Here is a 21545-nt window from a genome sequence, read left to right as displayed (position 1 = left end):
TAGCCGCGGCGGGCCCGACCAGCGCGGCCGGACCGATAGGCTGTCTGGAAGGCGGCGTCGGGGAGGAGCAGGGTGTGTGGTGGTCTGTGTCGGGTTTTGACGTGTCCGGGTGGACCGCCGTCGTCCTGACCACGGTGGATTATGCGATCCGGATCATTGCCCTGGGCGTTGTACCCGGCAACCGCCGTCCCACCACCGCTATGGCCTGGCTGTTGTGCATCTTCTTCCTGCCGATTCCCGGGATCATCCTTTTTTCCTTCTTCGGCAACCACCGGCTGTCCGAGCACCGGGTGAAACGGCAGGCCGAAATCAGCCGCCTGGTCCGTGAAAACACCAAGGAACTGGAAACCGAGGGCACCAATTACGACGGCCCCGAGTGGGTGCTGAATGCGGCGGAACTCAACCGCCGGCTGGGATCCTTCCCCACCCTGGACGGCAACAAGGTGGACCTGCAACGTGACTACCACGAGTCCGTTTCCGAAATGACCGAGGCCGTGGGGAAGGCTACGCGGTACGTCCATGTGGAGTTCTACATCATGGGGTACGACGCCGTCACCCGCGACTTCTTCCGGGCCCTGAATGACGCTGCCGCCCGCGGCGTCACCGTCCGGCTCCTGTTTGACCACATCGGCACCCTCCGCATCCCCGGTTACCGGAAGCTGCTGCGCGAACTGCGCGGCAGCGACATCCAGTGGCGGCGGATGCTGCCGGTCAATCCCTTCCGCGGGCGCTGGCGCCGGCCGGATCTGCGCAACCACCGCAAGATCCTGGTGGTGGACGGGGATGTGGGCTTCACCGGCTCCCAGAACCTGGTGGAACCGGCCTACAACAAACGCCGCAACCGCCGGTCCGGACGCAAATGGGTCGAACTGATGGCCCGGATGGAAGGGCCGGTGGTGGATGAACTCAACGTCGTCTTCGCCACGGACTGGAACGCCGAGACCGACGAAAACCTGGAACGGGAACTGAGCCTGTACGAATCATCGTCCAATCCGGGCGGCGTCACGTGCCAGGTGGTGCCCAGCGGTCCCGGCTTCAGCACCGAAAACAACCTGCGCCTCTTCGCGTCCCTCATTTACTCGGCGAGCGACCGCATTTCCATCACCAGTCCGTACTTCGTCCCCGATGACACGCTGCTTTACGCAGTGACGACGGCGGCGCAGCGAGGCGTGGAAGTGGAGCTGTTCGTCTCCGAGAAAGGCGACCAGTTCCTCGTGGACCACGCGCAGCGCTCCTATTATGAGGCGCTGCTGCGGGCGGGGGTGCGGATTTACCAGTACCCCAAACCGCTGGTACTGCATGCGAAGCACTTCACCATCGACAATGAGGTGGCGGTGCTGGGGTCCAGCAACATGGACATGCGCTCCTTCTCGCTGAACCTCGAGGTCTCCGTGATGATGTTCGACGGCACCATCGTCGAGCAGATGCGCCGCATCGAGGACACCTACCGCGCACTGTCCAAGGAGCTCATCCTGGACAACTGGGTGGGCCGGCCGCTGTGGCAGCGGTACATCGACAACGTGGCCAGGCTGACGGCGACCCTGCAGTAGTCCCTAGCCGGGAATGTTCCGCGGTTCCGGCTGCAGCCGGGAAAGGACGGTCCCCAGCGCTGCCGCGGCGTTCCCCTGCGGGCCCACGAGCCGTACGGTGAGATCCGCGGCGGAGGCGGCGTCGTCGTCGGCCGCCCAGCGCCGTTCCTGCGCCGCCCACCGTTCCCAGTGCGGAGCATAGGTTCCGCCGTCGCGCTCCAGCGCGACCCGGCGGCGGACGCTTTCCTCACCCGCCACCCAGATGGTGGTGTCCAGCAGCTGCCGGGCAGCGCGGTGGGCGGCGCCGACGCCTTCGAAGACCACGGCGTCGGCCGGTTCGGTTCTCTGCCAGCCGCCGCAGCGTCCGGCGGCCCAGTCCCAGGACTGCCAGCGGGCCGCCCGTCCCTGGGCGAGCGGGCGCAGGATGTGCTCGCGGTAGTAGGTCATTCCCGCTTCCAGCCCGTCCCAGCCGGGGTAGACATCCTCCAGGTGGAACACCCGCACGGAACCGGAGCGGGACAGGGCAGCGGCAATTCCGGCGGCCAGGGTCGTTTTTCCGGCGCCGGAGAAGCCGTCCACCGCAATGAGCAGGGGTGCGGCGGGGCTAACCGGCATCGGGGGAGTTCCCGGTGCACACGGTCATGATGGCGGACATTCCTTAACCCTAGCCAGAAACGGTCAGGCCCTGAGGAGCAGTTCACCGCAGGGGATCAGGAACCAGCCGTCCGGGGCTCCGGCCCACTCCTGCCAGCCGGCGGCAAGCTGCGCCAGCAGGTGGCTGTCCGCCAGCCCGCGTTCCTGCGCCTGCTCCGCGAAGGCGGAGTGCAGTACGCGTTCGGACCAGGAGTCCGCGTGCCCGCGCCGCTCTTCCGGTGTTGCGTAGAGTCAGTTGGAGGATGAGGGTGTGACGTCGGTGAAGCCGGCCTCCAGTGCCCAGGCCAGCAGGTGCCGGCCGGCATCGGGCTCAGCGGAGTTGCCGCGGGCAATCTCCTGGTAGATCCGCATCCACTGCGCCAGCGCGGGCGTGGGCGGATGCCAGATCATGCCGGAGAAATCGGCGTCGCGCACCGCCACCAGTCCGCCCGGTTTGGCGACCCGGCGCATTTCCCGAAGTGCGGCCACCGGGTCCATCAGGTGCTGGAGCACCTGGTGGGCATGGACAACGTCGAACGTTTCGTCCGGAAAATCCAGGTCATAGACGTTCCCGGCAATAAAGGAGGCGTTGGCCAGTCCGCGTTCGGCCGCCCGTGCCCGGGCCTGGACCAGGACGTCTTCGGAGGAGTCCAGGCCCACCGCCGGGCCCGGAGCCGCAAGCGCGGCGAAGTCGGCGGTGATGCTGCCCGGGCCGCAGCCGACGTCGAGAATGCTCACTCCCGGCTGCAGCTCCGGCAGCAGATACGCGGCGCAGTCCCGTGCCGTGCGGAGGGCATGGGCGTCCACCACGCTGCGGTGATGGCCGTGGGAATAGGTTTCGGAAGCCATGGCAGGACCCTACCGCCCGGCCCGCCGGAGAAGGGGAAGGTTCCGCTGCCGTGTTCCGCAACCTCCGGGCGCAAAGTTGAGCCCGAGACGCTCAAGTTTGTTGACAAAGAAGTACTGCTGAGTAAAGTTGAGTGCAGAACGCTCAATTGCTCTACGTGGCGATCCGCGGACCCTTGCCTGGCAGATTCGACTACAGGTTTGGTCCGGGCGGTGTCGTCACGAGATGCGGGTTTCTCCAAGGAAAGAGGAAGCAAATATGTCACGTGCAGTAGGTATTGACCTCGGTACTACCAACTCGGTTGTCTCGGTCCTGGAAGGCGGCGAGCCCACGGTTATCGCCAACGCCGAAGGCGGCCGCACCACGCCGTCCGTCGTAGCCTTCGCCAAGTCCGGCGAAGTCCTGGTCGGCGAGATCGCCAAGCGCCAGGCAGTCAACAACATTGACCGCACCATCGCTTCCGTCAAGCGCCACATGGGCACCGACTGGAACGTGGACGTGGACGGCAAGAAGTACACCGCCCAGGAGATCTCCGCCCGCATCCTGATGAAGCTGAAGAACGACGCCGAGGCGTACCTCGGCGAGAAGGTCACGGACGCCGTGGTCACCGTTCCCGCCTACTTCAATGACGCCGAGCGCCAGGCCACCAAGGAAGCCGGCGAGATTGCCGGCCTGAACGTGCTGCGCATCGTCAACGAGCCCACCGCTGCTGCCCTGGCCTACGGCCTGGACAAGGGCAAGGAAGACGAACTCATCCTGGTCTTCGACCTCGGCGGCGGCACCTTCGACGTTTCCCTGCTGGAAGTCGGCAAGGACGAAGACGAGTTCTCCACCATCCAGGTCCGTGCCACGGCCGGCGACAACCGCCTCGGCGGCGACGACTGGGACCAGCGGATTGTCGATTACCTGCTGAGCCAGGCCAAGGCCAAGGGTGCTGATCTGTCCAAGGACAAGATCGCCCTGCAGCGCCTGAAGGAAGCAGCGGAGCAGGCCAAGAAGGAACTCTCCTCGGCTACCTCCACCAACATCTCCCTGCAGTACCTCTCGGTCACCCCCGAAGGCCCGGTCCACCTGGACGAGCACCTGTCGCGTGCCAAGTTCCAGGACCTGACCAAGGACCTGCTGGACCGCACCAAGAAGCCGTTCAACGACGTCATCAGCGAAGCCGGCATCAAGGTTTCGGACATCGACCACATCATCCTCGTGGGCGGTTCCACCCGTATGCCCGCCGTCTCCGAACTGGTGAAGGAACTGGCCGGCGGCCAGGAGCCCAACAAGGGCGTGAACCCGGACGAGGTTGTGGCCGTGGGCGCTGCCCTGCAGGCCGGCGTGCTGAAGGGTGAGCGCAAGGACGTCCTCCTCATCGACGTCACGCCGCTGTCCCTGGGCATCGAAACCAAGGGCGGTGTGATGACCAAGCTGATCGAGCGCAACACGGCCATCCCCACCAAGCGCAGCGAGACCTTCACCACCGCGGATGACAACCAGCCGTCCGTGGCCATCCAGGTCTTCCAGGGTGAACGCGAGTTCACCCGCGACAACAAGCCGCTGGGCACGTTCGAGCTGACCGGCATTGCGCCGGCTCCGCGCGGCGTTCCGCAGATCGAGGTCACCTTCGACATCGACGCCAACGGCATTGTGCACGTGTCCGCCAAGGACAAGGGCACCGGCGCCGAGCAGTCCATGACCATCACCGGCGGGTCCTCCCTCAACAAGGAAGACATCGACCGGATGGTCCGCGAGGCCGAAGAGCACGCCGCGGAGGATAAGAAGCGCCGCGAGGCCGCCGACATCCGCAACTCGGCCGAGCAGCTCGCCTACTCGGTGGACAAGCTCCTCGCCGACAATGACGACAAGCTGCCCGAAGACGTCAAGACCGAGGTCAAGGGCGACGTCGACGCGCTGAAGAAGGCGCTCGAAGGCACGGACAACGACGACGAGGTCAAGACTGCGTTTGAGAAGCTGCAGGCTTCCCAGACCAAGCTGGGCGAAGCTATCTACGCCCAGGCCTCCGCCGCCGGTGCTGACAGCACCCCCGGTGCCGCTGACGGTGCTCCGTCCGGTGACGGCTCTGCCGCAGGCAGCGCTGCCGGTGACGAAGACATCGTTGACGCCGAAGTTGTCGACGACGAAGAAAAGAAGTAATCATGCCGGCGGAAAACGAGCACGGGAACACTCCCGAAGGTGAAGAGCCCGTAAAGGGCCAGGAAACGCCCGGCTCGGGCGAGACTGCGGATTCCGCCAACGGTGGCGCGGCAGGGGAGGAAGCTTCGGCTTCCGCCCCGGCCGCCGGGGCCGACGGAGATGCACTCTCCCAGGCGGAGCAGATCCTGAACAACGCCGACGTACCGGCCCAGCCTGCCGCATCCGGTTCACCGGAGGCCGCTGAACTGCGCAACGACCTGCTGCGCCTGCAGGCCGAGTACGTGAACTACCGCAAGCGGGTGGAACGCGACCGCGACGTCGCCCGGGACATGGCTGTCATCGGAGTGCTGAACTCCCTGATGCCCGTCCTGGACGACATTGACGCCGCGCGCCAGCACGGCGACCTGGCGGAGGGACCCTTCGCCGCGATCGCTACCAAGCTGGAAAACTCGCTGAAGACGTACGGACTCAGCCGCATCGATGAGACCGGGGTGGAGTTCGATCCGAACATCCACGAGGCACTCATCCAGCAGCAGAGCGCGGACGTCACGTTCGATACGGTGACGCAGATCCTGAGGGCCGGCTACAAGTCCGGCGACCGGGTCCTGCGAGCCGCGCAGGTGATTGTTTCGGTTCCGGAACAGTAGTTGCACCGTGTCCGGGGCCGCCGTAAAGCGGCCCCGGACATTTTTCCATCGGCAGGTCCCGCAGCAGGGGCAGCAGGCCCGGCAGCCGTGTTTTCGCGGCAATGCAGCGGGATTCGCATATGAGGAAGGGACACCAATTGGCTAGTCAGGATTGGGTCGATAAGGACTTTTACAAGATTCTGGGTGTTCCCAAGGATGCGTCCGACGCCGACATCAAGAAGGCGTACCGCAAACTGGCGCGGAAGTACCATCCCGATCAGAACCAGGGCGACGCCAACTCCGAGCGTATGTTCAAGGACCTCTCCGAGGCGTATTCGGTCCTGTCCGACGCCGAGGAACGCCAGCAGTATGATGCCATCCGTGCCATGGGCAGCGGCGCCCGGTTTACTGCCGGCGGCCCCCAGGGCGGCGGCGGCGGCGCCGGCGGAGCCGGCTTCGAGGACATCTTCGGTGACCTGTTCGGCCAGACCGCACGCGGCGGCGGCCGGCGGACCACCTTCAACGCGGGCGGCAGCAACATCCCGCCCGAATTCGCCGACCTTTTCGGCGGCGGCGGCTTCGGCGGCGGCGGTTTCGGCGCCCCGCCGCCCACCAAGGGTGCCGACCGCACGGCCAGCACCACCATTTCCTTCGCCGGGTCCATTAACGGAACCGTGATCGGCCTGCGCGAACCCAGCGGCGAAGTGGTGGAGGTCCGGGTGCCGGCCGGCGTCAAGGACGGCCAGAAGATCCGGGTGCGCGGCAAGGGCCAGCCCGGCGCCGCAGGCGCGGGGGACCTGATGGTCACCGTCCACGTCACGCCGCACGATTTCTTCACCCGCGAGGGCAACAACATCCGGATCCATGTTCCGGTCTCGTTCCCCGAGGCCGCCCTCGGTGCGACCATCGAGGTGCCCACCCTCACCTCCGACACCGTCCGGCTCAAGGTACCCGCCGGAACACCGTCGGGACGCACCCTGCGGGTCAAGGGCCGCGGCGTGCACACCTCCAAGGGCAACGGGGACCTGTTGGTGACTATCGACGTCGCCGTTCCCACCCACCTGAACAAGGACGCCCGGGAAGCCGTCGAGGCATTCGCCGACGCGACCAAGGGCGAGGACCCCAGGGTCGGATTGGCAGCAAAAGCACGGCTGTAATTCCGGCGCTCCGCTCCCCGGAGGGTGAACTTCCCGCGTTACCATTTCAACAGCAGTGAAGGAGGAACAATGGGCATAGACGTCAATGCGCCTATCTTCGTGATCTCCGTTGCCGCTGAGCTCGCGGAGATGCATCCGCAGACCCTCCGGCAATACGACCGGCTCGGGATTGTCCGTCCCAGCCGGGCTCCGGGGCGGTCCCGCCGTTACTCCCAGCGCGACATCGAACTGCTGCGCGAGGTCCAGAAGCTCTCCCAGGAGGGGGTCTCCCTCGAAGGCATCAAACGGATCATGGAGCTGCAGAACCAAGTCACCGGCCTGCGCCAGCGGATCGTGGAACTCTCCACCGAACTGGACGAGGCCCAGCGGCGCGCCCCCGACCGCAGCCGCGTCTTCGCTGCCGGGCTCGCCGGCGACGTCGTCACCCTCAGCCGCGGGCAGCGCCCGCCGGCCGCCGCCACCGCCGTGCAGCAGCTGGGCCTGGTCTCGCTGATGGAACGCCGGAGCCGGCTGCGCGCGCTTCCCGCCGGCAAGTCCGCCGAACGGAACTACGCCGACGACGGCTACATCCAGTCGCTCTAAGCGCCGGCCTGCAGGGCCTTTATGACACAATGCCGGGATGCCATATGAGGAAACCCCCGTAGGTAGCGTCCAGGCGTTGTACCGCTATCCGGTCAAGTCGACCGCGGGCCAGGCGCTGCGCGCCTCCACCGTGACCGACCGGGGATTGCAGCATGACCGCCGGTGGGCGGTTTACACCTACGACGGCGGCATCGCCAGCGGCAAACGGACCCGGCGCTTCCGCCCCGTGCCCGGGTTAATGCAGTGGTCCTCCAGCATCGAGGACAGTGAAACTGCGCCGTTGCTGCTGAGCCCCGAGGGCCGTCAATATCGAGTCGATGATCCGGCCGCCTCCCGGGCGCTGAGCGCGGCCTTCGGCCGGGAACTGACGCTGCGGCCCGAAACCGCTGTCAGGCACCATGACGAGACACCCCTGCACCTGGTGACCACATCCTCACTTGCCGCACTCGAGGTCCTGGCCGGTGCGGTGGATGAGCGCCGTTTCCGTGCCAATATCGTCATCGACACCGGTTCCCGGCCGGCGTTCTGCGAGGACGGCTGGGTCGGCGCCGAACTGGTTCTCGGCGGCGAGGTCATCCTGCGTCTGGGGGAGGGGATGCCCCGCTGCGTGATGATCGACCAGGCGCAGGCCGGTGTCCCGGCGGAGCGCAAGGCGTTGAAGCTCCTCGGCGCGCACCACTCCGCTGAATTCGGGCTCCAGGCGTATGCCGTGCAGACCGGGAAGCTGCGGGTCGGAGACGTCGTCACCCTTCGCCGCAACCGAACCGCGTAACGGCTAGGTGCCGTCGCTCCGGTCAGGACCCGACGAGTCCGGTTCCGGGGGTCCGCCGTCCAGCGTCATAAACAGATCGATGGAAACACGGCCGGACATGGTGCCCTCCCCGTTTTGATGACGGCACTGGGTAACCGTGCCAGACACCATGCTCGCGACGCCGCGTTGCACCTGTCAATGAGCGGGAGGCGGGCAGGCGGTCCCCCGGGAGGGAAAGCAGCCGGAGGGCTAGCGCAGCCGCCGTGCGCGCAGCACAACATCCTCGGTGTGGTGGGCGCCCGCACCGCTGGCAACGTGCCGTGGGCGGGTTTCGTCGACCTCTGTCCGCCAATCGTCATCGAGCAGTGCGGCCACGTCGGCGACTCCCACGTACTCGTGAAGGTCAATTCCGCGGGCCTTCGCTTCCTCCGCAGTGGGCGGCGGATGGTGCACCCACAGGAGAACCCCGCCCGGCGCGACGGCGCGAAGCAGCGCGTGTTCCGCTTCGTTCCCGTCAGTCCGCAGGAGTACGGGGTACTGCGCCGAAACCAGGTCAAAGGACGCCGGCGGCAGGGCAGCCTCGACCAGACCGGCATGCACCCACTCCACCCGGACCGAACGCAGCCCGGCCTGGCGGGCCGCCCGGGCGAGGGCTACCCCCGAGACGTCCAGTGCAGTGACGTCCCACCCCTGTTCCGCCAGCCACAGGGCGTCTGCACCCTCACCGCAGCCCACATCCAAGGCGCGGGCAGGCCGGAGCCCCCGGGCCTCGCTGACCAGCACGGCATTCGGCTGCCCGCTCCACAGTTCGCTGCTGCCGGCGTAGCGCCGGTCCCACAGCTCCTCGACGGCTGCTGGATCCCGCGGCTGGAAATCGGAGGGCTCGGCGCTGCGTGTCACCGGCGGGTGTCAGCCTCCGGGCGAAGACGGATAAGGCGCTGGGGTCCGTCGTCGTCCAGCTCCACCAGGTCGCCGTGCGAGGAGAGGAAATCGGTGAAGGACCGGAAGCCCAGCGGCTTCTCGTTGAAGGCCGGGTCCATCCGGCGCATCTGGTTCTTGACCGTGCCCGTGTTGAGCCACTCGTCGGCGTCGCCCTTGGCGTGGCCGATCTGCAGGGCCCGTACGAGGAGTTCCGTGGCGAGGACACCCGGGTCGACGTCGTCGGCGGGTTCCGGCTCCTCAAACCCGGCCTGTCCCGTGTGCGAGAACATGGGGACCGTTGTGAGCCTGCGGGCAGGGGCGGGATCGGGCTGGGAATCCGTCGGGGCCGCGGTTTTCCCGGCCGAGGTATCCGCCGCGGCCGGAGCGGCGGCTGCGGCTTCGATGCCGGGAAGCGAGTCGTAATCCTCGAACTCATCGCAGGCCGCAGCGAGGGACGTGCTGGTCGACCCGGCGACGCCGATGCCGACGACGAAGCGGCCGAGCCGCTTGGACTTCTGTGCGAGGGCAATGTAATCGCTGTCGCCGGCCACGATGATGACATGGGTCAGGTCGGGCAGGCGGAAGAGGTCTTCGACGACGTCCACGGCGAGGCGGATATCCGCCCCGTTCTTGGTTCCGCGCGTCGTGGTGGTGAACAGCTGCGTGAGGTCCACTGCCCGGGACATCAGCTGGCGCTGGTAACTCGCGTTCACGGGCACCGACCAGTCGGCATAGGCGCGGTTGACCACGAGGGTTCCGAAGGAAGCGGCGAAATCGATAATGGCGTTGAAATCCACCGTGGCGGCGGTGAGCTTGGCGGCAACTTCGGGGTCGGCCTCGCGGTTCGTCCGGTCGAAATTGCGGATCCCGTCGCGCTGGAACGCGTTGCGGCCATGCAACTGCTGATAGCGCGAGATGACAATGTTGTCGAAATCGATGTAGAGGCCGACGCGTGCGTCGTTCGGTTCAGTCATTTCAGTTAGATCCTTCGGTAAGCAAGGTCGAAAATCAGTCGGCCGGCCTCGTGGGCCTTGTTCTCGAAGCTGGTCAGGGTCCGGCCTTCGAAGCGCGGGGCCCAGCCGCCGCGGGTATCGACGTCGTCTTCCGGGGCCTTGTTCTCCAGGCCCTCCCGGTGCACGCGCGTCAGCGGGCTTTCTTCACCGGCACGCTCGCCGGCGTGCAGATTCTCGAACCGCGCCGATGCATCCAGCACCTCGCGCATCTGCACGGCGTAGTCGGACCAGTCGGTTGCCAGGCGCCACGTGCCGCCGGGCTCCAGCACCCGGGCCACCAGCTCCGCGAAGGATTCCTTGACCAGGCGGCGCTTGTGGTGGCGGGTCTTGTGCCAGGGGTCGGGGAAGAACACCCAAACCTCCGCCACGGACCCGGCCGGGAGCATGCTGGCCAGCACCTCCGGGGCATTTGCCTGGACCACGCGGATATTCGTCAGGCCCTTCTGGCCGATCCGCTGCAGCGTCTGCGCCAGGCCGGGAAGATAGACCTCCACGGCAAGGAAGTCCTTGTCCGGATTCTGCTCGGCGGCATGGGCAACGGCCTCGCCCAGGCCGGAGCCGATTTCGACGACGAGGGGAGCGGTGCGCCCGAACTCGGCGGCGGCGTCGAACACATACCCGGGGTGCACCGAGGTGTCCGCTTCGTCACGCGGGACATCAACCACGAAGCGGTCGGAGAGTTCGTCCCAGGCCTGCTGGCGGCGGCCCTGCAGGCGCGAGCCGCGCCGGACAAAGGACACCGGAGAGCGGAAATGCTGCTCCTCGTCGGTGCCGGCGGCGGGATCCACCGGCCCGGTTTCGGCGGCGTCGGGCAGGGCTGGTTCAGTAGTCATTACTGTTAATGCTATCGGCTGCCGCGGGTCCGGATTTCACCGCAGCCCCCGCCCCCGATTAGGAAAGTTTCCGCATTGCGGTAAACTGGAGGCAGATGTTGGTCCTGCCACTGTTGAACCGTGCTTAAAATCCAAGGTTTAAACAGTGTGTGTAAGCAGTCCAGCCTGCGTCGATGAACGCTTTCTTTTGTCCCGCTTCAGTGCGGTAGACACTGTCTGACTTTTCTTCGGCGAACCCCCGGCCCAAACGGCGTTGGGGGCCTCTTACCGAAAGTTGCCTGTCTTTAATGACCACTTTTGCTGCCCTTGGTGTGCCCAAGGCACTTGTTTCCTCCCTCGCCGCCGCCGGAATTGACGAGGCCTTCCCCATCCAGGTGGAAACCCTTCCGGACACCCTCAAGGGCCGCGACGTCCTGGGCCGCGGCCGCACCGGCTCGGGCAAGACCCTCGCCTTCTCCCTCCCGCTGGTCACCCGGCTGGCCGAGAACGAGGCAGCCTACCGCCGCCGCCCGAACCGCCCGCTGGGCCTGGTCCTGGCGCCGACCCGCGAACTGGCCACGCAGATCAACAACGTGATTGAGCCGCTCGCGAAGGAACTGGGCCTGAACACCACCGTGATTTACGGCGGCGTGTCCCAGCAGCGCCAGGAAAAGGCACTCAAGGCCGGCGTCGACATCGTCATCGCCTGCCCGGGCCGCCTCGAAGACCTGATGAAGCAGAAGGTCATCAGCCTCGAGTCCGTCGAGATCACCGTCCTGGACGAGGCCGACCACATGGCGGACCTCGGCTTCCTGCCGGTTGTCCAGCGCCTGCTGGACCGCACCCCGGAAAAGGGCCAGCGGATGCTGTTCTCCGCCACGCTGGACAACGGCGTGGACAAGCTGGTCCGCCGTTACCTGTCCAACCCGCTGACGCACTCCGTGGATGAGCCGCAGGCAGCGGTGTCCACCATGGAGCACCACGTGCTGCTGGTCCAGGACCAGACCGCCAAGAAGCTGCTGGTCAAGGAACTGGCCGGTGGCCAGGGCCGCCGCATCATGTTCATGCGCACCAAGCACCACGCCCGCAAGATGGCCCAGTTCCTCACGGACAACGGCATCCCCACGGTGGACCTGCACGGCAACCTGTCCCAGAATGCCCGTGACCGCAACCTGGCGGAGTTCGCGTCCGGCGACGTCCGCGTCCTGGTCGCCACCGACGTCGCCGCCCGCGGCGTCCACGTGGATGACGTTGAACTCGTGGTCCACATTGATCCGCCCACGGAGCACAAGGCCTACCTCCACCGTTCAGGCCGTACGGCCCGCGCCGGATCCAGCGGAACCGTGGTGACGCTGACCCTCCCGGAGCAGAAGAGCGAGGTGTCGAAGCTGATGAAGGCTGCCGGCGTCGACGTTTCCATCGAGAAGGTCAGCCACAATTCGCCGTCCATCGCCAAGCTTGTCGGCGAACGCGCGGCTGTTGTGGAACCGCACGTCCGCGCTGCGCAGCTTGCAGCCAAGTCCCCGCAGCAGGGCGGCGGCCGCTCCACCGGCGCCAACGCCCAGCGCAAGCGCGCAGCCCGCAGCACGGGTGCTCCCCGCGCCGGCGGACGCGGCGGTACAGGCGGACGCGGCCGCGTTTCGGCTGAACGCCCGGACCGCAGCGAACGCAACGACCGCGCAGCAGCAGGCGACGACCTGCGTACGCAGCGCCCGGCCCGGTCTTCGGACGGACGCCGCAACAGCGCATCGGCTGCGACCGCATCCGGCCGTAACCGCCGCCCGGCAACCGGCCAGCGCGCCGAGGGTGCCGGCGGCGGCCAGCGTGCAGGCGGAGCCTCCCGCGGCGCCGGTGCAGCTTCCGGCCGTCCGGCACGCGCCGCCGGTCCCCGCCGCGCCACCGCGCCGGCGTCGAACGAACGCCGTTCCCGCTAAGGCATAGCAACAGCCGAAAGAGGCGCCGCACCCACGAGGTGCGGCGCCTCTTTTGGCGTCTGCTTTACGCGCGAGCGGGCTACTCCGTGTAGAGCCCCATTCCACGCAGCACATTGCGGCGGGCAGCATTGGAGAGAAGGAACCGGCGGCCGGTTGTCAGTTCCGGATCAATGCGGACAAACGCGTTTTTCGTCCCCGCCTGCCAGGGGAAGAGCGGGAGTTCCTCGGAATCCAGGATCTCCGAGAAGTCTTCGAGCAGGGTGGCGCCGCCCTTGAGCACCACGCTCCAGGCGGAGGACAGCGTGTCATCGTAACCGTCAATTTCGAACGCAACCCGATTGCCCGAGAGCGCGCCGGCCAGCTTGGTTCCGGTCGCGGTGCGGAAAACCACCGTGCCGTGGTCAACGGCGAAGTTAACGGGGAAAATTTCGGGATGTCCGTCGACAATTACGGCGAGCCGGCCGAACTTGGCTTGTCGGACGTAGGTCCAGCACTGGCTGGAAGTCAGGTGGTCTGCGGGGTTCTCGTCGCTGATCGGCATGGCGCCAGTCTAGGACAGGTGCAGGCGGGCGGGTATGCAGGCGGCGAAGCCGTGGCTAATCAGTACCGGGTAGAGAACAATGGAGCCATGAAAGCGATCCTGAACGTCATCTGGCTTCTGTTCGGCGGTATCTGGCTTGCCCTCGGTTATGCACTGGCGGGTGTGATCTGCTGCCTGCTGATTGTCACCATCCCGTTCGGTATCGCATCCTTCCGCATCGCCAACTATGCGCTCTGGCCGTTCGGTCGGACGGTCGTGGACCGGGGCGGGTTCACCGGCCCGCTCAGCCTGCTGGGAAACATCATCTGGCTGCTGCTGGCCGGCATCTGGATCGCCATTGGACACATCCTGACGGCCATCCCCATGTTCGTGAGCATCGTCGGGATTCCGCTGGGCATCGCGAATTTGAAGATGCTGCCGATTTCGCTGATGCCGCTGGGCAAGGTCATAGTGCCTACGGACACCTGGCAGATCACTCCGTACGCCGGGAACGCGTACCGGCAGCCGGGCTACCAGGGCCGGGTTGCACCCCGGCAGCAGTGGCCCTCCTGAGCCGTTCCCTTCGCGGTTAGCCCTGGGCGCCCTCAAGGAAGGCCTTCATCAGCGGCCCGCCTGAGGTGGAGCCCCGCTCACCCTGCTCCACGAACACCGCAACGGCCAGGTCGCCCTGGATCGCCAGCACCCATGCGTGGGTTTCCGGCGGCGTCTGGCTGCCGAACTCAGCGGTTCCGGTCTTGGCGAGCACGGGTTCGCCCGGCACGCCGAGCAGCATCTGCACTCCGCCTTCGGCGACGACGGCGCGCATCATTTCCCGCAGCGATGCGGCTTCCTCTGCCGTGAGGTTCCCCGGCACCGGAGCTGTCGTTTCCGGAGCGGAAGCGGTGGGAGAAGCCGAAGCGGACCCGCCGGCCGGGGCCGGCGAGGCGGATTCCCGGATCAGCGTGGGGGAGACCCGTTCACCCTTGCCGATAGAGGCACCGGCAACCGCCATGGCGAGCGGGGAGACCAGGACCTGCCCCTGTCCGATCAGCGAGGCTGCATGTTCGGTGCCTTCAGCCTCCGCCGGCACGGAGCCCAGGAAAGCGTCCGTGCCGATCGAAGCATCCACACCGATACCCAGGTCTCCGGCGGCAGCGGAGAGGCCCTGCTGGGAAACGGTGCCCTGGGCATTGAGGAAGGCAGTGTTGCACGAGTTCGCGAATGCCGTGCGCAGCGGGATGCTGCCAGTGGCCTCGGCCGGGTAGCCGGGGACGTTGTTGAACTTCCGGCCGTCGACGTTAAGTTCGGACGGGCACTCCACAGTGCTGTCCGGTGTGGTGCCGTTACGCAGCATTGCCAGCGCGGTGGCTGTCTTGAACGTGGATCCCGGCGGGTACTGGCCCAGGAGGGCGGTTTGCTGGCCTTCGCTGCCGGGGCCGTTCGCCACGGTCAGGATTTCGCCGGTGGAGGGCTGGATGGCCACGATGGCGGACGCCGACGGCTCCTGCTCCAGGACTTCCTCAGCCAGCTGCTGCAGCCGTGGATCCAGGGTGGTCTGCAGATCAGCACCCGTCTGCGGGTCGATGCTCTTGACGGTGTCGCTGGTTCCGGCTGCATTTTCGACGGTGACTGTTACGCCGGGACTGCCCTGGAGCTGCGGGTTGTACTGCTTCTGCAGCCCGGACAGACCGGTCTGGTCCCCGGCGGACACCCTGCCCTCGGATTCCTCAACCAATTCCGCAGTCGCCTCGCCCACTGTGCCCAGCAGGGCACGGGCAAAGCTGCGGGTGGGCGCCAGGATCCGCTGCGCGGGTATGGCAAGTGCGCCGGGGATGGCTTCGATGGCCGCCGGGGTTGCCGGTCCCTCAGCTTCCTCACGCTGGACAAGCGCCTCGACAAAGGCTTCGGGGCCGGAGGCCTGCACCTGGGCGGTGTACGAGGATGGGTCCAGCCCCACCAGTTCGGCCAGTGCCGCCGACGAGGACGCATACTGCTCCTCGGAGAGGTCCGGCTTGTTGATGCCGATGCGGAGCACCGGCCGCGCGTTCATCAGCGGTTCCCCGTTGCGGTCGAGGATGTCTGCGCGGCCGCCTGGAGTAGTGGAGCGGACCAGCCGATCGCCGTCGACAAGGGGACTGAACAGTACCGATGGTGCCCACTCAACCAGCCACTTGTCGTCTTCACCGCGGCGGAGCTGGGCGGAACTCTCATAGGTCCAGTCGGGCTCCGAATCACTGTTGACGTCCCAGGCATAGGTCAGCCGTGCGGTGGCGGCGGCGTCGTCGTCCTCGTCTTCCTCAACGCCGGCCACCGCGACGGCAGGGCGGATCGGGCCCATGCCGGCGAGCAGCTCTTCCAGCTCGGCATTCACGTCGGCGGGGGTGCCCGCCGTAAAGGCAGACGCCGAAACATCCATCTGGCTCAGGCCCTCCGCCAATTCGGCGGCGGCGTTGTCAGGCGCCGGCTTGTCCCCCGAGCAGGACACCAGGGTCAGGGCCAGGGCGGCCACGGCAAGGACGGAAACGGAAGTACGGTTTTTCCCCATCCGCACAGGCTACCCGGGGTGGGTCCCGACTATGGATTCGGGACACGCAAAGGACGGTGCGGAATCTATCAAAGGGATTTGCGCTGTTCCGATTTCCTCGATGCGGCTCACCATCGGTGCCCGTCTGCTGTGATCCCGGGGCCGGTTTGCCCCGGTCGGGAACCCTGTGCAGGGCATGTTTTCCCTGCTACGGTTTTTGGAAACGGCCAGGGACGTGGCCTTATAAATACAACTCGCTTCCACCGGCACCTGCGGACAGCCGGAACGGCCGCAAAGGCCGCTGGAGGACCGGATCGGTTGCCGGTTGTTCTACGGCAGGAGTGGGCAAAATGTCCGATCTGGACATAATTCTCGAGAAGACGGTGCGGTCCTACGGGCGGCGGCAGATCCAGGCCGGCCACGCACTGATGATCGTCATGGCACGCGATATTCCATACCCCATCGGAGAAGTGTGGTCCGCGCTCGCGGATCCGGAACGATTGGGTCAATGGGTGGCGCTTCCCGAAGGGGACCTGCGGCGAGGCGGCACCTACAGTCTCCCGGACGGATCCCACGGAGCGATCCTCCGTTGTGACGGCCCCCGCCTTCTGACCGTGTCCTGGGCGCGGGAAGGAACCTCCGCTGCCGAGGTGGAATTTCACCTGACCGGGGAGAACGGCGATACCCGGCTGGAACTGCGGTACGCCTCGGTGCGCAAGGGATTCGCGGTAACCGCGGCCCCCGGCGCAGGACTCTGGACCGGCGGTGCGGGGTGGGAATACTTCCTCGACGTCCTGGAAGAGTACCTGGCCGGGAATATCCCCGAGGAGCCGCCCGGGATCCGTTTTGAAATCGAAGCAGCCGGGCCGCTGGCACAGCTCTTTGAAGCGCGGAACGAACGCTGGCGAAGGACGGCAGACGAATTCGACCGGGAGCACATCCCCTAGGCGTCCCCAGCCGCGGTGGTGCGGTAGGGAACTTTACTTCAAAAGTTGAGCGAACTAGACTCAACTTTGTTTAGCATTGCGGAAGCATTCTTCGCTGAGGTTTTGAGGAGCCACCGTGGAAACCAAATTCACGAACAAGAGCCAGGAAGCACTTTCGGCTGCGGCCATGAACGCGAACACTGCGGGGAATCCGCAGATTGAACCGGCGCATCTGCTGAAAGCGCTTATGGACCAGCGGCAGGGGGTCGCCGTCGCCCTCCTGAAGGCTGCAGGAATCAATGTGGACACCGTCAGCGCCGCTGCCAGCACCGCCATTCACCAGCTGCCTTCCTCCTCCGGCAGTTCAGTGGCGCAGCCCCAGTTTTCCAGGCCCCTGCTTCAAGTCATCAACGCGGCGCAGCAGGAGGCAGAGAAGCTGGGGGATGCCTTTGTCTCCACCGAACACCTCCTGCTCGGGTTGTCCCTCGACAACGGTCCCGCAGGAAAAGCGCTTCGGGACAACAACGCCGGGCACGACGCGCTCAGCGCCGTGCTTCCAACCGTACGAGGAGACCGCAAAGTGACCAACGCTGATCCGGAGAACACCTTCCAGGCCCTGGAAAAATTCAGTACCGACCTGACGGAAATGGCCCGCTCGGGCAAGCTGGACCCCGTGATCGGGCGGGACGCCGAGATCCGGCGCGTCATCCAGGTACTCAGCCGCCGCACCAAGAACAACCCGGTACTCATCGGCGAGCCGGGCGTGGGCAAGACCGCGGTCGTCGAAGGATTGGCCCAGCGCATCATTGCAGGGGACGTGCCCGAGAGCCTGAGCGGCAAGACCCTGCTGTCCCTTGACCTTGGATCCATGGTCGCCGGCGCCAAGTACCGCGGCGAGTTCGAGGAGCGGTTCAAGGCCGTGCTCGAGGAAATCTCCAATGCCGAAGGCCAGATCGTCACCTTCATCGACGAGCTGCACACCGTAGTAGGGGCGGGTGCGGCCGAAGGGTCCATGGACGCCGGCAACATGCTCAAGCCAATGCTGGCGCGCGGAGAGCTGCGGCTGATCGGCGCCACCACGCTGGACGAATACCGCGAAAATATCGAAAAGGACGCGGCATTGGAGCGCCGTTTCCAGCAGGTATACGTGGGCGAGCCCAGCGTCCCGGACACCATCGGCATCCTGCGCGGCCTGAAGGAGCGGTACGAGGCCCACCACAAGGTCGCCATCGCCGACTCCGCCCTGGTTGCCGCCGCAACGCTGTCCAACCGCTACATCACCGGACGCCAGCTTCCGGACAAGGCCATTGACCTGGTGGATGAGGCTGCTTCCCGCCTGCGGATGGAAATCGACTCCGCGCCCGAGGAAATCGACGAGCTCCGGCGCGCCGTAGACCGGCTCACCATGGAGGAACTCGCACTGGCGAATGAAACGGACGAGGCCTCGATTGAGCGGCTGGCCGTCCTGCGCGAGGACATGGCCAATAAAAAGGAACAGCTGGCCGCGCTCAACGCCCGGTGGGAAGCCGAAAAGGCAGGCCTCAACCGCGTCGGTGACATCAAGGCCCAGATTGACGAGCGGCGGAGTGAGGCGGAGAAGTTCCAGCGCGACGGCGACCTCACGGAAGCCTCCCGCATCCTGTACGGCGAAATCCCGGCTCTCCAGAAGGAACTGGAAGCAGCGCAGCAGGCGGAGGCGAACAGCTCCGGAGAAGAAACCCGTGAACTGATGGTCTCCGAGGAAGTCACCGCAGACGACATTGCCGAAGTGGTCTCCGCCTGGACGGGTATCCCCGCCGGGCGGATGCTGCAGGGCGAATCCCAGAAACTGCTGGACATGGAAGAAGCCATCGGCTCGCGCCTGATCGGGCAGGGCAAGGCCGTGGCGGCGGTCTCGGACGCCGTGCGCCGCTCGCGGGCAGGCGTCAGCGACCCGGACCGCCCCACCGGTTCCTTCCTGTTCCTAGGCCCCACCGGCGTCGGCAAGACCGAGCTGGCGAAGGCCCTGGCGGACTTCCTCTTCGACGACGAGCGGGCCATGGTCCGCATCGACATGAGTGAGTACTCCGAGAAGCACGCGGTATCCCGCCTGGTGGGTGCGCCTCCCGGATACGTGGGCTATGAAGAGGGCGGCCAGCTCACCGAAGCGGTGCGCCGCCGCCCCTACTCGGTGATCCTGCTGGACGAAGTGGAGAAGGCACATCCGGACGTCTTCGACATCCTGCTGCAGGTGCTCGACGACGGCCGGCTGACTGACGGCCAGGGCCGGACGGTGGACTTCCGCAACGTCATCCTGATCCTGACGTCCAACCTCGGGTCCCAGTTCCTGGTGGACCCGGGCCTGACCGAGGAGCAGAAACGCGAATCGGTGATGTCCATGGTCAACGCGAACTTCAAGCCGGAGTTCCTCAACCGGCTCGACGACGTGATCCTGTTCGATCCGCTGAGCCTGGAGGACCTGACCCGGATCGTGGACATCCAGGTGCGTGCCCTGGCCAACCGCCTCCACGAGCGCAGGCTGGTGCTTGACGTGACCGATGCAGCACGGGAATGGCTGGCGCTGACCGGCTACGACCCCGCGTACGGTGCCCGGCCCCTGCGCCGCCTGGTGCAGCGTGAAATCGGCGACCAGCTGGCCCGCGGGATCCTGGCCGGAAAGATCAGCGACGGCAACACGGTCCTGGTGGATAGGCCCGCAGACGGTCTGGACGGGGACGGACTGGTGGCCGAGCCCGGGCTGACGGTGGCAGCGGTCTAGGTCCGAAGACCAAAAGGCGCGCGGCGGATGATGCCCGCCGCGCGCCTTTGTGCTGTTTGGCTGCGCTTACTCCCGTACCCGCTTACTCCTGCACCAGGGACTCGGTGAGGTCCTGGCCCTCGGGGGCGAAAACAATGCAGTCCACGCGGCGGTCGCCGGAGGCCCAGGTCTGCTCGGTGGGGATGGACTTGGTCAGCTTCAAGCCCGGGGACTCCGCGGCGGCGTCGGCATACTCCACGGCCTTGCAGACCTCGTTGACCCGCTCCTCCAGGGCGCCGGTGCCGGGGAAGGCAGCATCCTCGGTGTAGCTGTCGGTGGCGACCAGCTGGGCGTTGTGCGGCGTTTCGCAGGTGACTACGGTGGCGCCGGAGTTGACGTCGTCCCAATCCTTCAGGCACGCGCCCTCCACCAGCTCCAGGGGGCTCACATCCTCGGAGATGACGCCTTCCTCTTTGTCGTTAAAGACGAACACGAAAAGCAGGATGGCGACGACGGCGGCGAGCACAACGCCGCCGAGTACCAGAAGCAGGCGGGTGTTGCTCTTGCCCTTGCCGCTGCCCTTTGCCGCGGCGGGAGCGATGGCTGCCGCCGTCCCTGCCCCTGTTGCGGAGGCCGTGGTGCCGGAGGCTGCGCCGGGCTGCCTGGATGCTGCTGTTGCCCCCGCTGCCTGGCTTTCGGCCAGCCGGCGTGACCGGCGGGTGTCGCCCGCCGGCACAGCTGCCGTAACGGGCTCCGGTTCGCCGGACGCAGCAACCGGGGCGACTGCGCGCTCCTGGGGTGCGGCGGTCATCGGTGCGGCCGCGTTGATGCCATGCAGGGGATGCGGTTCAGTGTCCCCTCCGGACGGCTCCTGCTCCGCTTCAGCGGCCGGTTCAGGTGTTTCACCGGGCGCCGGAACGTCTAGCCCTGCGGCGGCTTCACCTTCGCCGCCATCGGCTTTGGGGCCCTCAGCCTCGTCGGTGCTGTCGGGCACGGCTTCAGTCTCGGTGCCCTCGGCGTTGGAGTTATCTGCACCGTCACCGTGGTCCGCGGCGTCTTCCGTACCGTCGGTGCCGTGTGGCACGGCTTCAGCCTCCGCGCCGTCGGCCGCAGCGGTACCGGCAGCTGAACCGGAGGCCGTTGCCTCGCCATCTTCGGGTGTTGAACCGGAAAGAGCGGTCGTCTCGTCAGTTTCTCCAGGCCCATCGGTGCCGGCGGCGTTAGCGTCCACCTGGACTTCGGTCCCGGCAGGAGCCGGTTCAAGTCCGGACAGGCGCCCTGCTTCCGCCGCGTTGGCCTCGGCTGCAGCGGTTTCCGAGGCAACCTGGTCGAGGGCCGCTGCTTCCACGGCGTCCTCACTCAGGGCCGGCTCGGCCAGGGAGGGTTCTTCCAGTTCGAGGTCCTCGGGTGCCACCACCACCGGCTCCGCGGGAAGCTCCAACGCAGCGGTTTCGTCACCGTCGCGTTCAGTTCCGGCGTCCGTAGCCAGTGCAGTCGCTGCGGAGCCCGCGCCGTCAGCCCCTTCGGCAGCCATGTCAGGCTCCCCGGCACCCTCGAAACTGCGTTCCCAGACACCGGCGTCGTGGTTTCCGTCTTCGGAGAGCCACGCGGGGGAGTCCGAATGCGCGCTCAGATCGGGGAGGGCTCCCGGCGTACTGTCCTTCTCCGGCGGCGGATAAACCGCTTCCGGTGTACTTTTCTGATCGCTCATGGTGAACGTCTGTCCTCCCTGTAGGCGGTGGCATGATGCACCCCAAAACTGTCTCTACCCCTGACTTTAGCCAATATCAGAGGGTGGGCGCAGGGACCGGCGTGCCGGAGGCCCTGTGCTAATGCCCCGGGAATACTCCTCGCCGCGGTCAAGGGGGCACAAGCCAGCGGGAAAACA

General features: G+C 66.5%; 16 protein-coding genes and 2 pseudogenes. 10 read left to right on the top strand and 8 right to left on the bottom strand.

The genetic code is table 11. The features are described from left to right. Nucleotides 1-74: 74 nt before the first annotated feature. A complete protein-coding gene (cls, locus tag NNX35_RS03245; protein WP_370646934.1) occupies nt 75-1550 on the top strand; it encodes a cardiolipin synthase in 1476 nt (491 codons plus the stop codon). Between the two features lie 3 nt (nt 1551-1553). Here the strand turns inward: cls and NNX35_RS03240 are convergent, their stop codons facing one another. Both NNX35_RS03240 and NNX35_RS03235 read right to left on the bottom strand, forming a co-directional pair. Beyond that, complete coding sequence (locus tag NNX35_RS03240) at nt 1554-2144, bottom strand: hypothetical protein (protein WP_255862499.1); 591 nt, start codon at nt 2142-2144, stop codon at nt 1554-1556. A gap of 63 nt (nt 2145-2207) precedes the next feature. Further along, nucleotides 2208-3011, bottom strand: a pseudogene (locus tag NNX35_RS03235) (methyltransferase domain-containing protein). 256 nt (nt 3012-3267) lie between these two features. Here NNX35_RS03235 and dnaK point away from each other — a divergent pair. The 5 genes and pseudogenes from dnaK (at nt 3268) to NNX35_RS03210 (ending at nt 8291) form a co-directional block, all read left to right on the top strand. Continuing rightward, the gene (dnaK, locus tag NNX35_RS03230; protein WP_255765094.1) at nt 3268-5154 is read left to right on the top strand and encodes a molecular chaperone DnaK; all 1887 of its coding nucleotides are present in this window, start codon (nt 3268-3270) and stop codon (nt 5152-5154) included. A gap of 2 nt (nt 5155-5156) precedes the next feature. Further along, the gene (locus NNX35_RS03225; protein ID WP_255765093.1) at nt 5157-5801 is read left to right on the top strand and encodes a nucleotide exchange factor GrpE; all 645 of its coding nucleotides are present in this window, start codon (nt 5157-5159) and stop codon (nt 5799-5801) included. A 137-nt stretch (nt 5802-5938) separates the two neighbouring features. Beyond that, the gene (locus NNX35_RS03220) at nt 5939-6937 is read left to right on the top strand and encodes a DnaJ C-terminal domain-containing protein (RefSeq protein WP_255866961.1); all 999 of its coding nucleotides are present in this window, start codon (nt 5939-5941) and stop codon (nt 6935-6937) included. Between the two features lie 69 nt (nt 6938-7006). Next, nucleotides 7007-7405, top strand: a pseudogene (locus NNX35_RS03215) (heat shock protein transcriptional repressor HspR); the annotation flags it as partial. A gap of 151 nt (nt 7406-7556) precedes the next feature. Next, the gene (locus tag NNX35_RS03210) at nt 7557-8291 is read left to right on the top strand and encodes an MOSC domain-containing protein (RefSeq protein ID WP_255866960.1); all 735 of its coding nucleotides are present in this window, start codon (nt 7557-7559) and stop codon (nt 8289-8291) included. A 228-nt stretch (nt 8292-8519) separates the two neighbouring features. On the opposite strand, the gene NNX35_RS03205 is transcribed toward NNX35_RS03210, so the two are convergent. The 3 genes from NNX35_RS03205 to trmB are packed head-to-tail and all read right to left on the bottom strand — an operon-like array spanning nt 8520 to nt 11037. Further along, nucleotides 8520-9170: a bifunctional 2-polyprenyl-6-hydroxyphenol methylase/3-demethylubiquinol 3-O-methyltransferase UbiG gene (locus NNX35_RS03205; protein ID WP_255862504.1), complete on the bottom strand. Its 651-nt coding sequence runs from the start codon at nt 9168-9170 to the stop codon at nt 8520-8522. Next, nucleotides 9167-10165: an NYN domain-containing protein gene (locus NNX35_RS03200; RefSeq protein WP_255866959.1), complete on the bottom strand. Its 999-nt coding sequence runs from the start codon at nt 10163-10165 to the stop codon at nt 9167-9169. Before NNX35_RS03200 ends, NNX35_RS03205 begins: the two co-directional genes overlap by 4 nt. A gap of 5 nt (nt 10166-10170) precedes the next feature. Beyond that, nucleotides 10171-11037 carry a tRNA (guanosine(46)-N7)-methyltransferase TrmB gene (trmB, locus tag NNX35_RS03195; protein ID WP_255862505.1) on the bottom strand — a complete coding sequence of 289 codons (867 nt, stop codon included), beginning with the start codon at nt 11035-11037 and terminating at the stop codon, nt 10171-10173. 287 nt (nt 11038-11324) lie between these two features. On the opposite strand from trmB, the gene NNX35_RS03190 reads away from it, so the two are divergent. After that, nucleotides 11325-12950 carry a DEAD/DEAH box helicase gene (locus NNX35_RS03190; protein WP_255765086.1) on the top strand — a complete coding sequence of 542 codons (1626 nt, stop codon included), beginning with the start codon at nt 11325-11327 and terminating at the stop codon, nt 12948-12950. 79 nt (nt 12951-13029) lie between these two features. Here NNX35_RS03190 and NNX35_RS03185 read toward each other — a convergent pair whose 3' ends face one another. After that, nucleotides 13030-13491, bottom strand: coding sequence for a pyridoxamine 5'-phosphate oxidase family protein (locus NNX35_RS03185; RefSeq protein ID WP_255765085.1), 462 nt, complete (start codon nt 13489-13491; stop codon nt 13030-13032). Between the two features lie 87 nt (nt 13492-13578). On the opposite strand from NNX35_RS03185, the gene NNX35_RS03180 reads away from it, so the two are divergent. Continuing rightward, nucleotides 13579-14043, top strand: a complete 465-nt coding sequence (locus NNX35_RS03180; protein ID WP_255765084.1) for a YccF domain-containing protein — start codon at nt 13579-13581, stop codon at nt 14041-14043. A 16-nt stretch (nt 14044-14059) separates the two neighbouring features. On the opposite strand, the gene NNX35_RS03175 is transcribed toward NNX35_RS03180, so the two are convergent. After that, nucleotides 14060-16015 (bottom strand): penicillin-binding transpeptidase domain-containing protein, encoded by a 1956-nt coding sequence (locus NNX35_RS03175; RefSeq protein ID WP_255862509.1) that lies wholly within the window; start codon nt 16013-16015, stop codon nt 14060-14062. Nucleotides 16016-16344: 329 nt separating this feature from the next. On the opposite strand from NNX35_RS03175, the gene NNX35_RS03170 reads away from it, so the two are divergent. Beyond that, nucleotides 16345-16941 carry an SRPBCC domain-containing protein gene (locus tag NNX35_RS03170; protein WP_255765082.1) on the top strand — a complete coding sequence of 199 codons (597 nt, stop codon included), beginning with the start codon at nt 16345-16347 and terminating at the stop codon, nt 16939-16941. Between the two features lie 115 nt (nt 16942-17056). Further along, nucleotides 17057-19678: an ATP-dependent chaperone ClpB gene (clpB, locus tag NNX35_RS03165; RefSeq protein WP_255765081.1), complete on the top strand. Its 2622-nt coding sequence runs from the start codon at nt 17057-17059 to the stop codon at nt 19676-19678. A gap of 82 nt (nt 19679-19760) precedes the next feature. Here the strand turns inward: clpB and NNX35_RS03160 are convergent, their stop codons facing one another. After that, nucleotides 19761-21368, bottom strand: a complete 1608-nt coding sequence (locus tag NNX35_RS03160) for a septum formation family protein (protein WP_255866958.1) — start codon at nt 21366-21368, stop codon at nt 19761-19763. Between the last annotated feature and the right edge of the window lie 177 nt (nt 21369-21545).

Source organism: Arthrobacter sp. zg-Y844 (assembly GCF_024385465.1).
GTDB lineage: Bacteria > Actinomycetota > Actinomycetes > Actinomycetales > Micrococcaceae > Arthrobacter_B.
Note: the sequence above shows the minus strand (reverse complement) of the source record. Positions and strands in the feature narration are given on the sequence as shown.

What these genes read in the sequence shown, in the direction of transcription:
- NNX35_RS03225 (WP_255765093.1), top strand. Translation starts at nt 5,157, where the DNA reads ATGCCGGCGGAAAACGAGCACGGGAACACTCCCGAAGGTGAAGAGCCC.
- NNX35_RS03185 (WP_255765085.1), bottom strand. Translation starts at nt 13,491, where the DNA reads ATGCCGATCAGCGACGAGAACCCCGCAGACCACCTGACTTCCAGCCAG.
- NNX35_RS03175 (WP_255862509.1), bottom strand. Translation starts at nt 16,015, where the DNA reads ATGGGGAAAAACCGTACTTCCGTTTCCGTCCTTGCCGTGGCCGCCCTG.
- trmB (WP_255862505.1), bottom strand. Translation starts at nt 11,037, where the DNA reads ATGACTACTGAACCAGCCCTGCCCGACGCCGCCGAAACCGGGCCGGTG.
- NNX35_RS03190 (WP_255765086.1), top strand. Translation starts at nt 11,325, where the DNA reads ATGACCACTTTTGCTGCCCTTGGTGTGCCCAAGGCACTTGTTTCCTCC.
- NNX35_RS03180 (WP_255765084.1), top strand. Translation starts at nt 13,579, where the DNA reads ATGAAAGCGATCCTGAACGTCATCTGGCTTCTGTTCGGCGGTATCTGG.
- NNX35_RS03200 (WP_255866959.1), bottom strand. Translation starts at nt 10,165, where the DNA reads ATGACTGAACCGAACGACGCACGCGTCGGCCTCTACATCGATTTCGAC.
- NNX35_RS03160 (WP_255866958.1), bottom strand. Translation starts at nt 21,368, where the DNA reads ATGAGCGATCAGAAAAGTACACCGGAAGCGGTTTATCCGCCGCCGGAG.
- NNX35_RS03210 (WP_255866960.1), top strand. Translation starts at nt 7,557, where the DNA reads ATGCCATATGAGGAAACCCCCGTAGGTAGCGTCCAGGCGTTGTACCGC.
- NNX35_RS03170 (WP_255765082.1), top strand. Translation starts at nt 16,345, where the DNA reads ATGTCCGATCTGGACATAATTCTCGAGAAGACGGTGCGGTCCTACGGG.
- dnaK (WP_255765094.1), top strand. Translation starts at nt 3,268, where the DNA reads ATGTCACGTGCAGTAGGTATTGACCTCGGTACTACCAACTCGGTTGTC.
- NNX35_RS03240 (WP_255862499.1), bottom strand. Translation starts at nt 2,144, where the DNA reads ATGCCGGTTAGCCCCGCCGCACCCCTGCTCATTGCGGTGGACGGCTTC.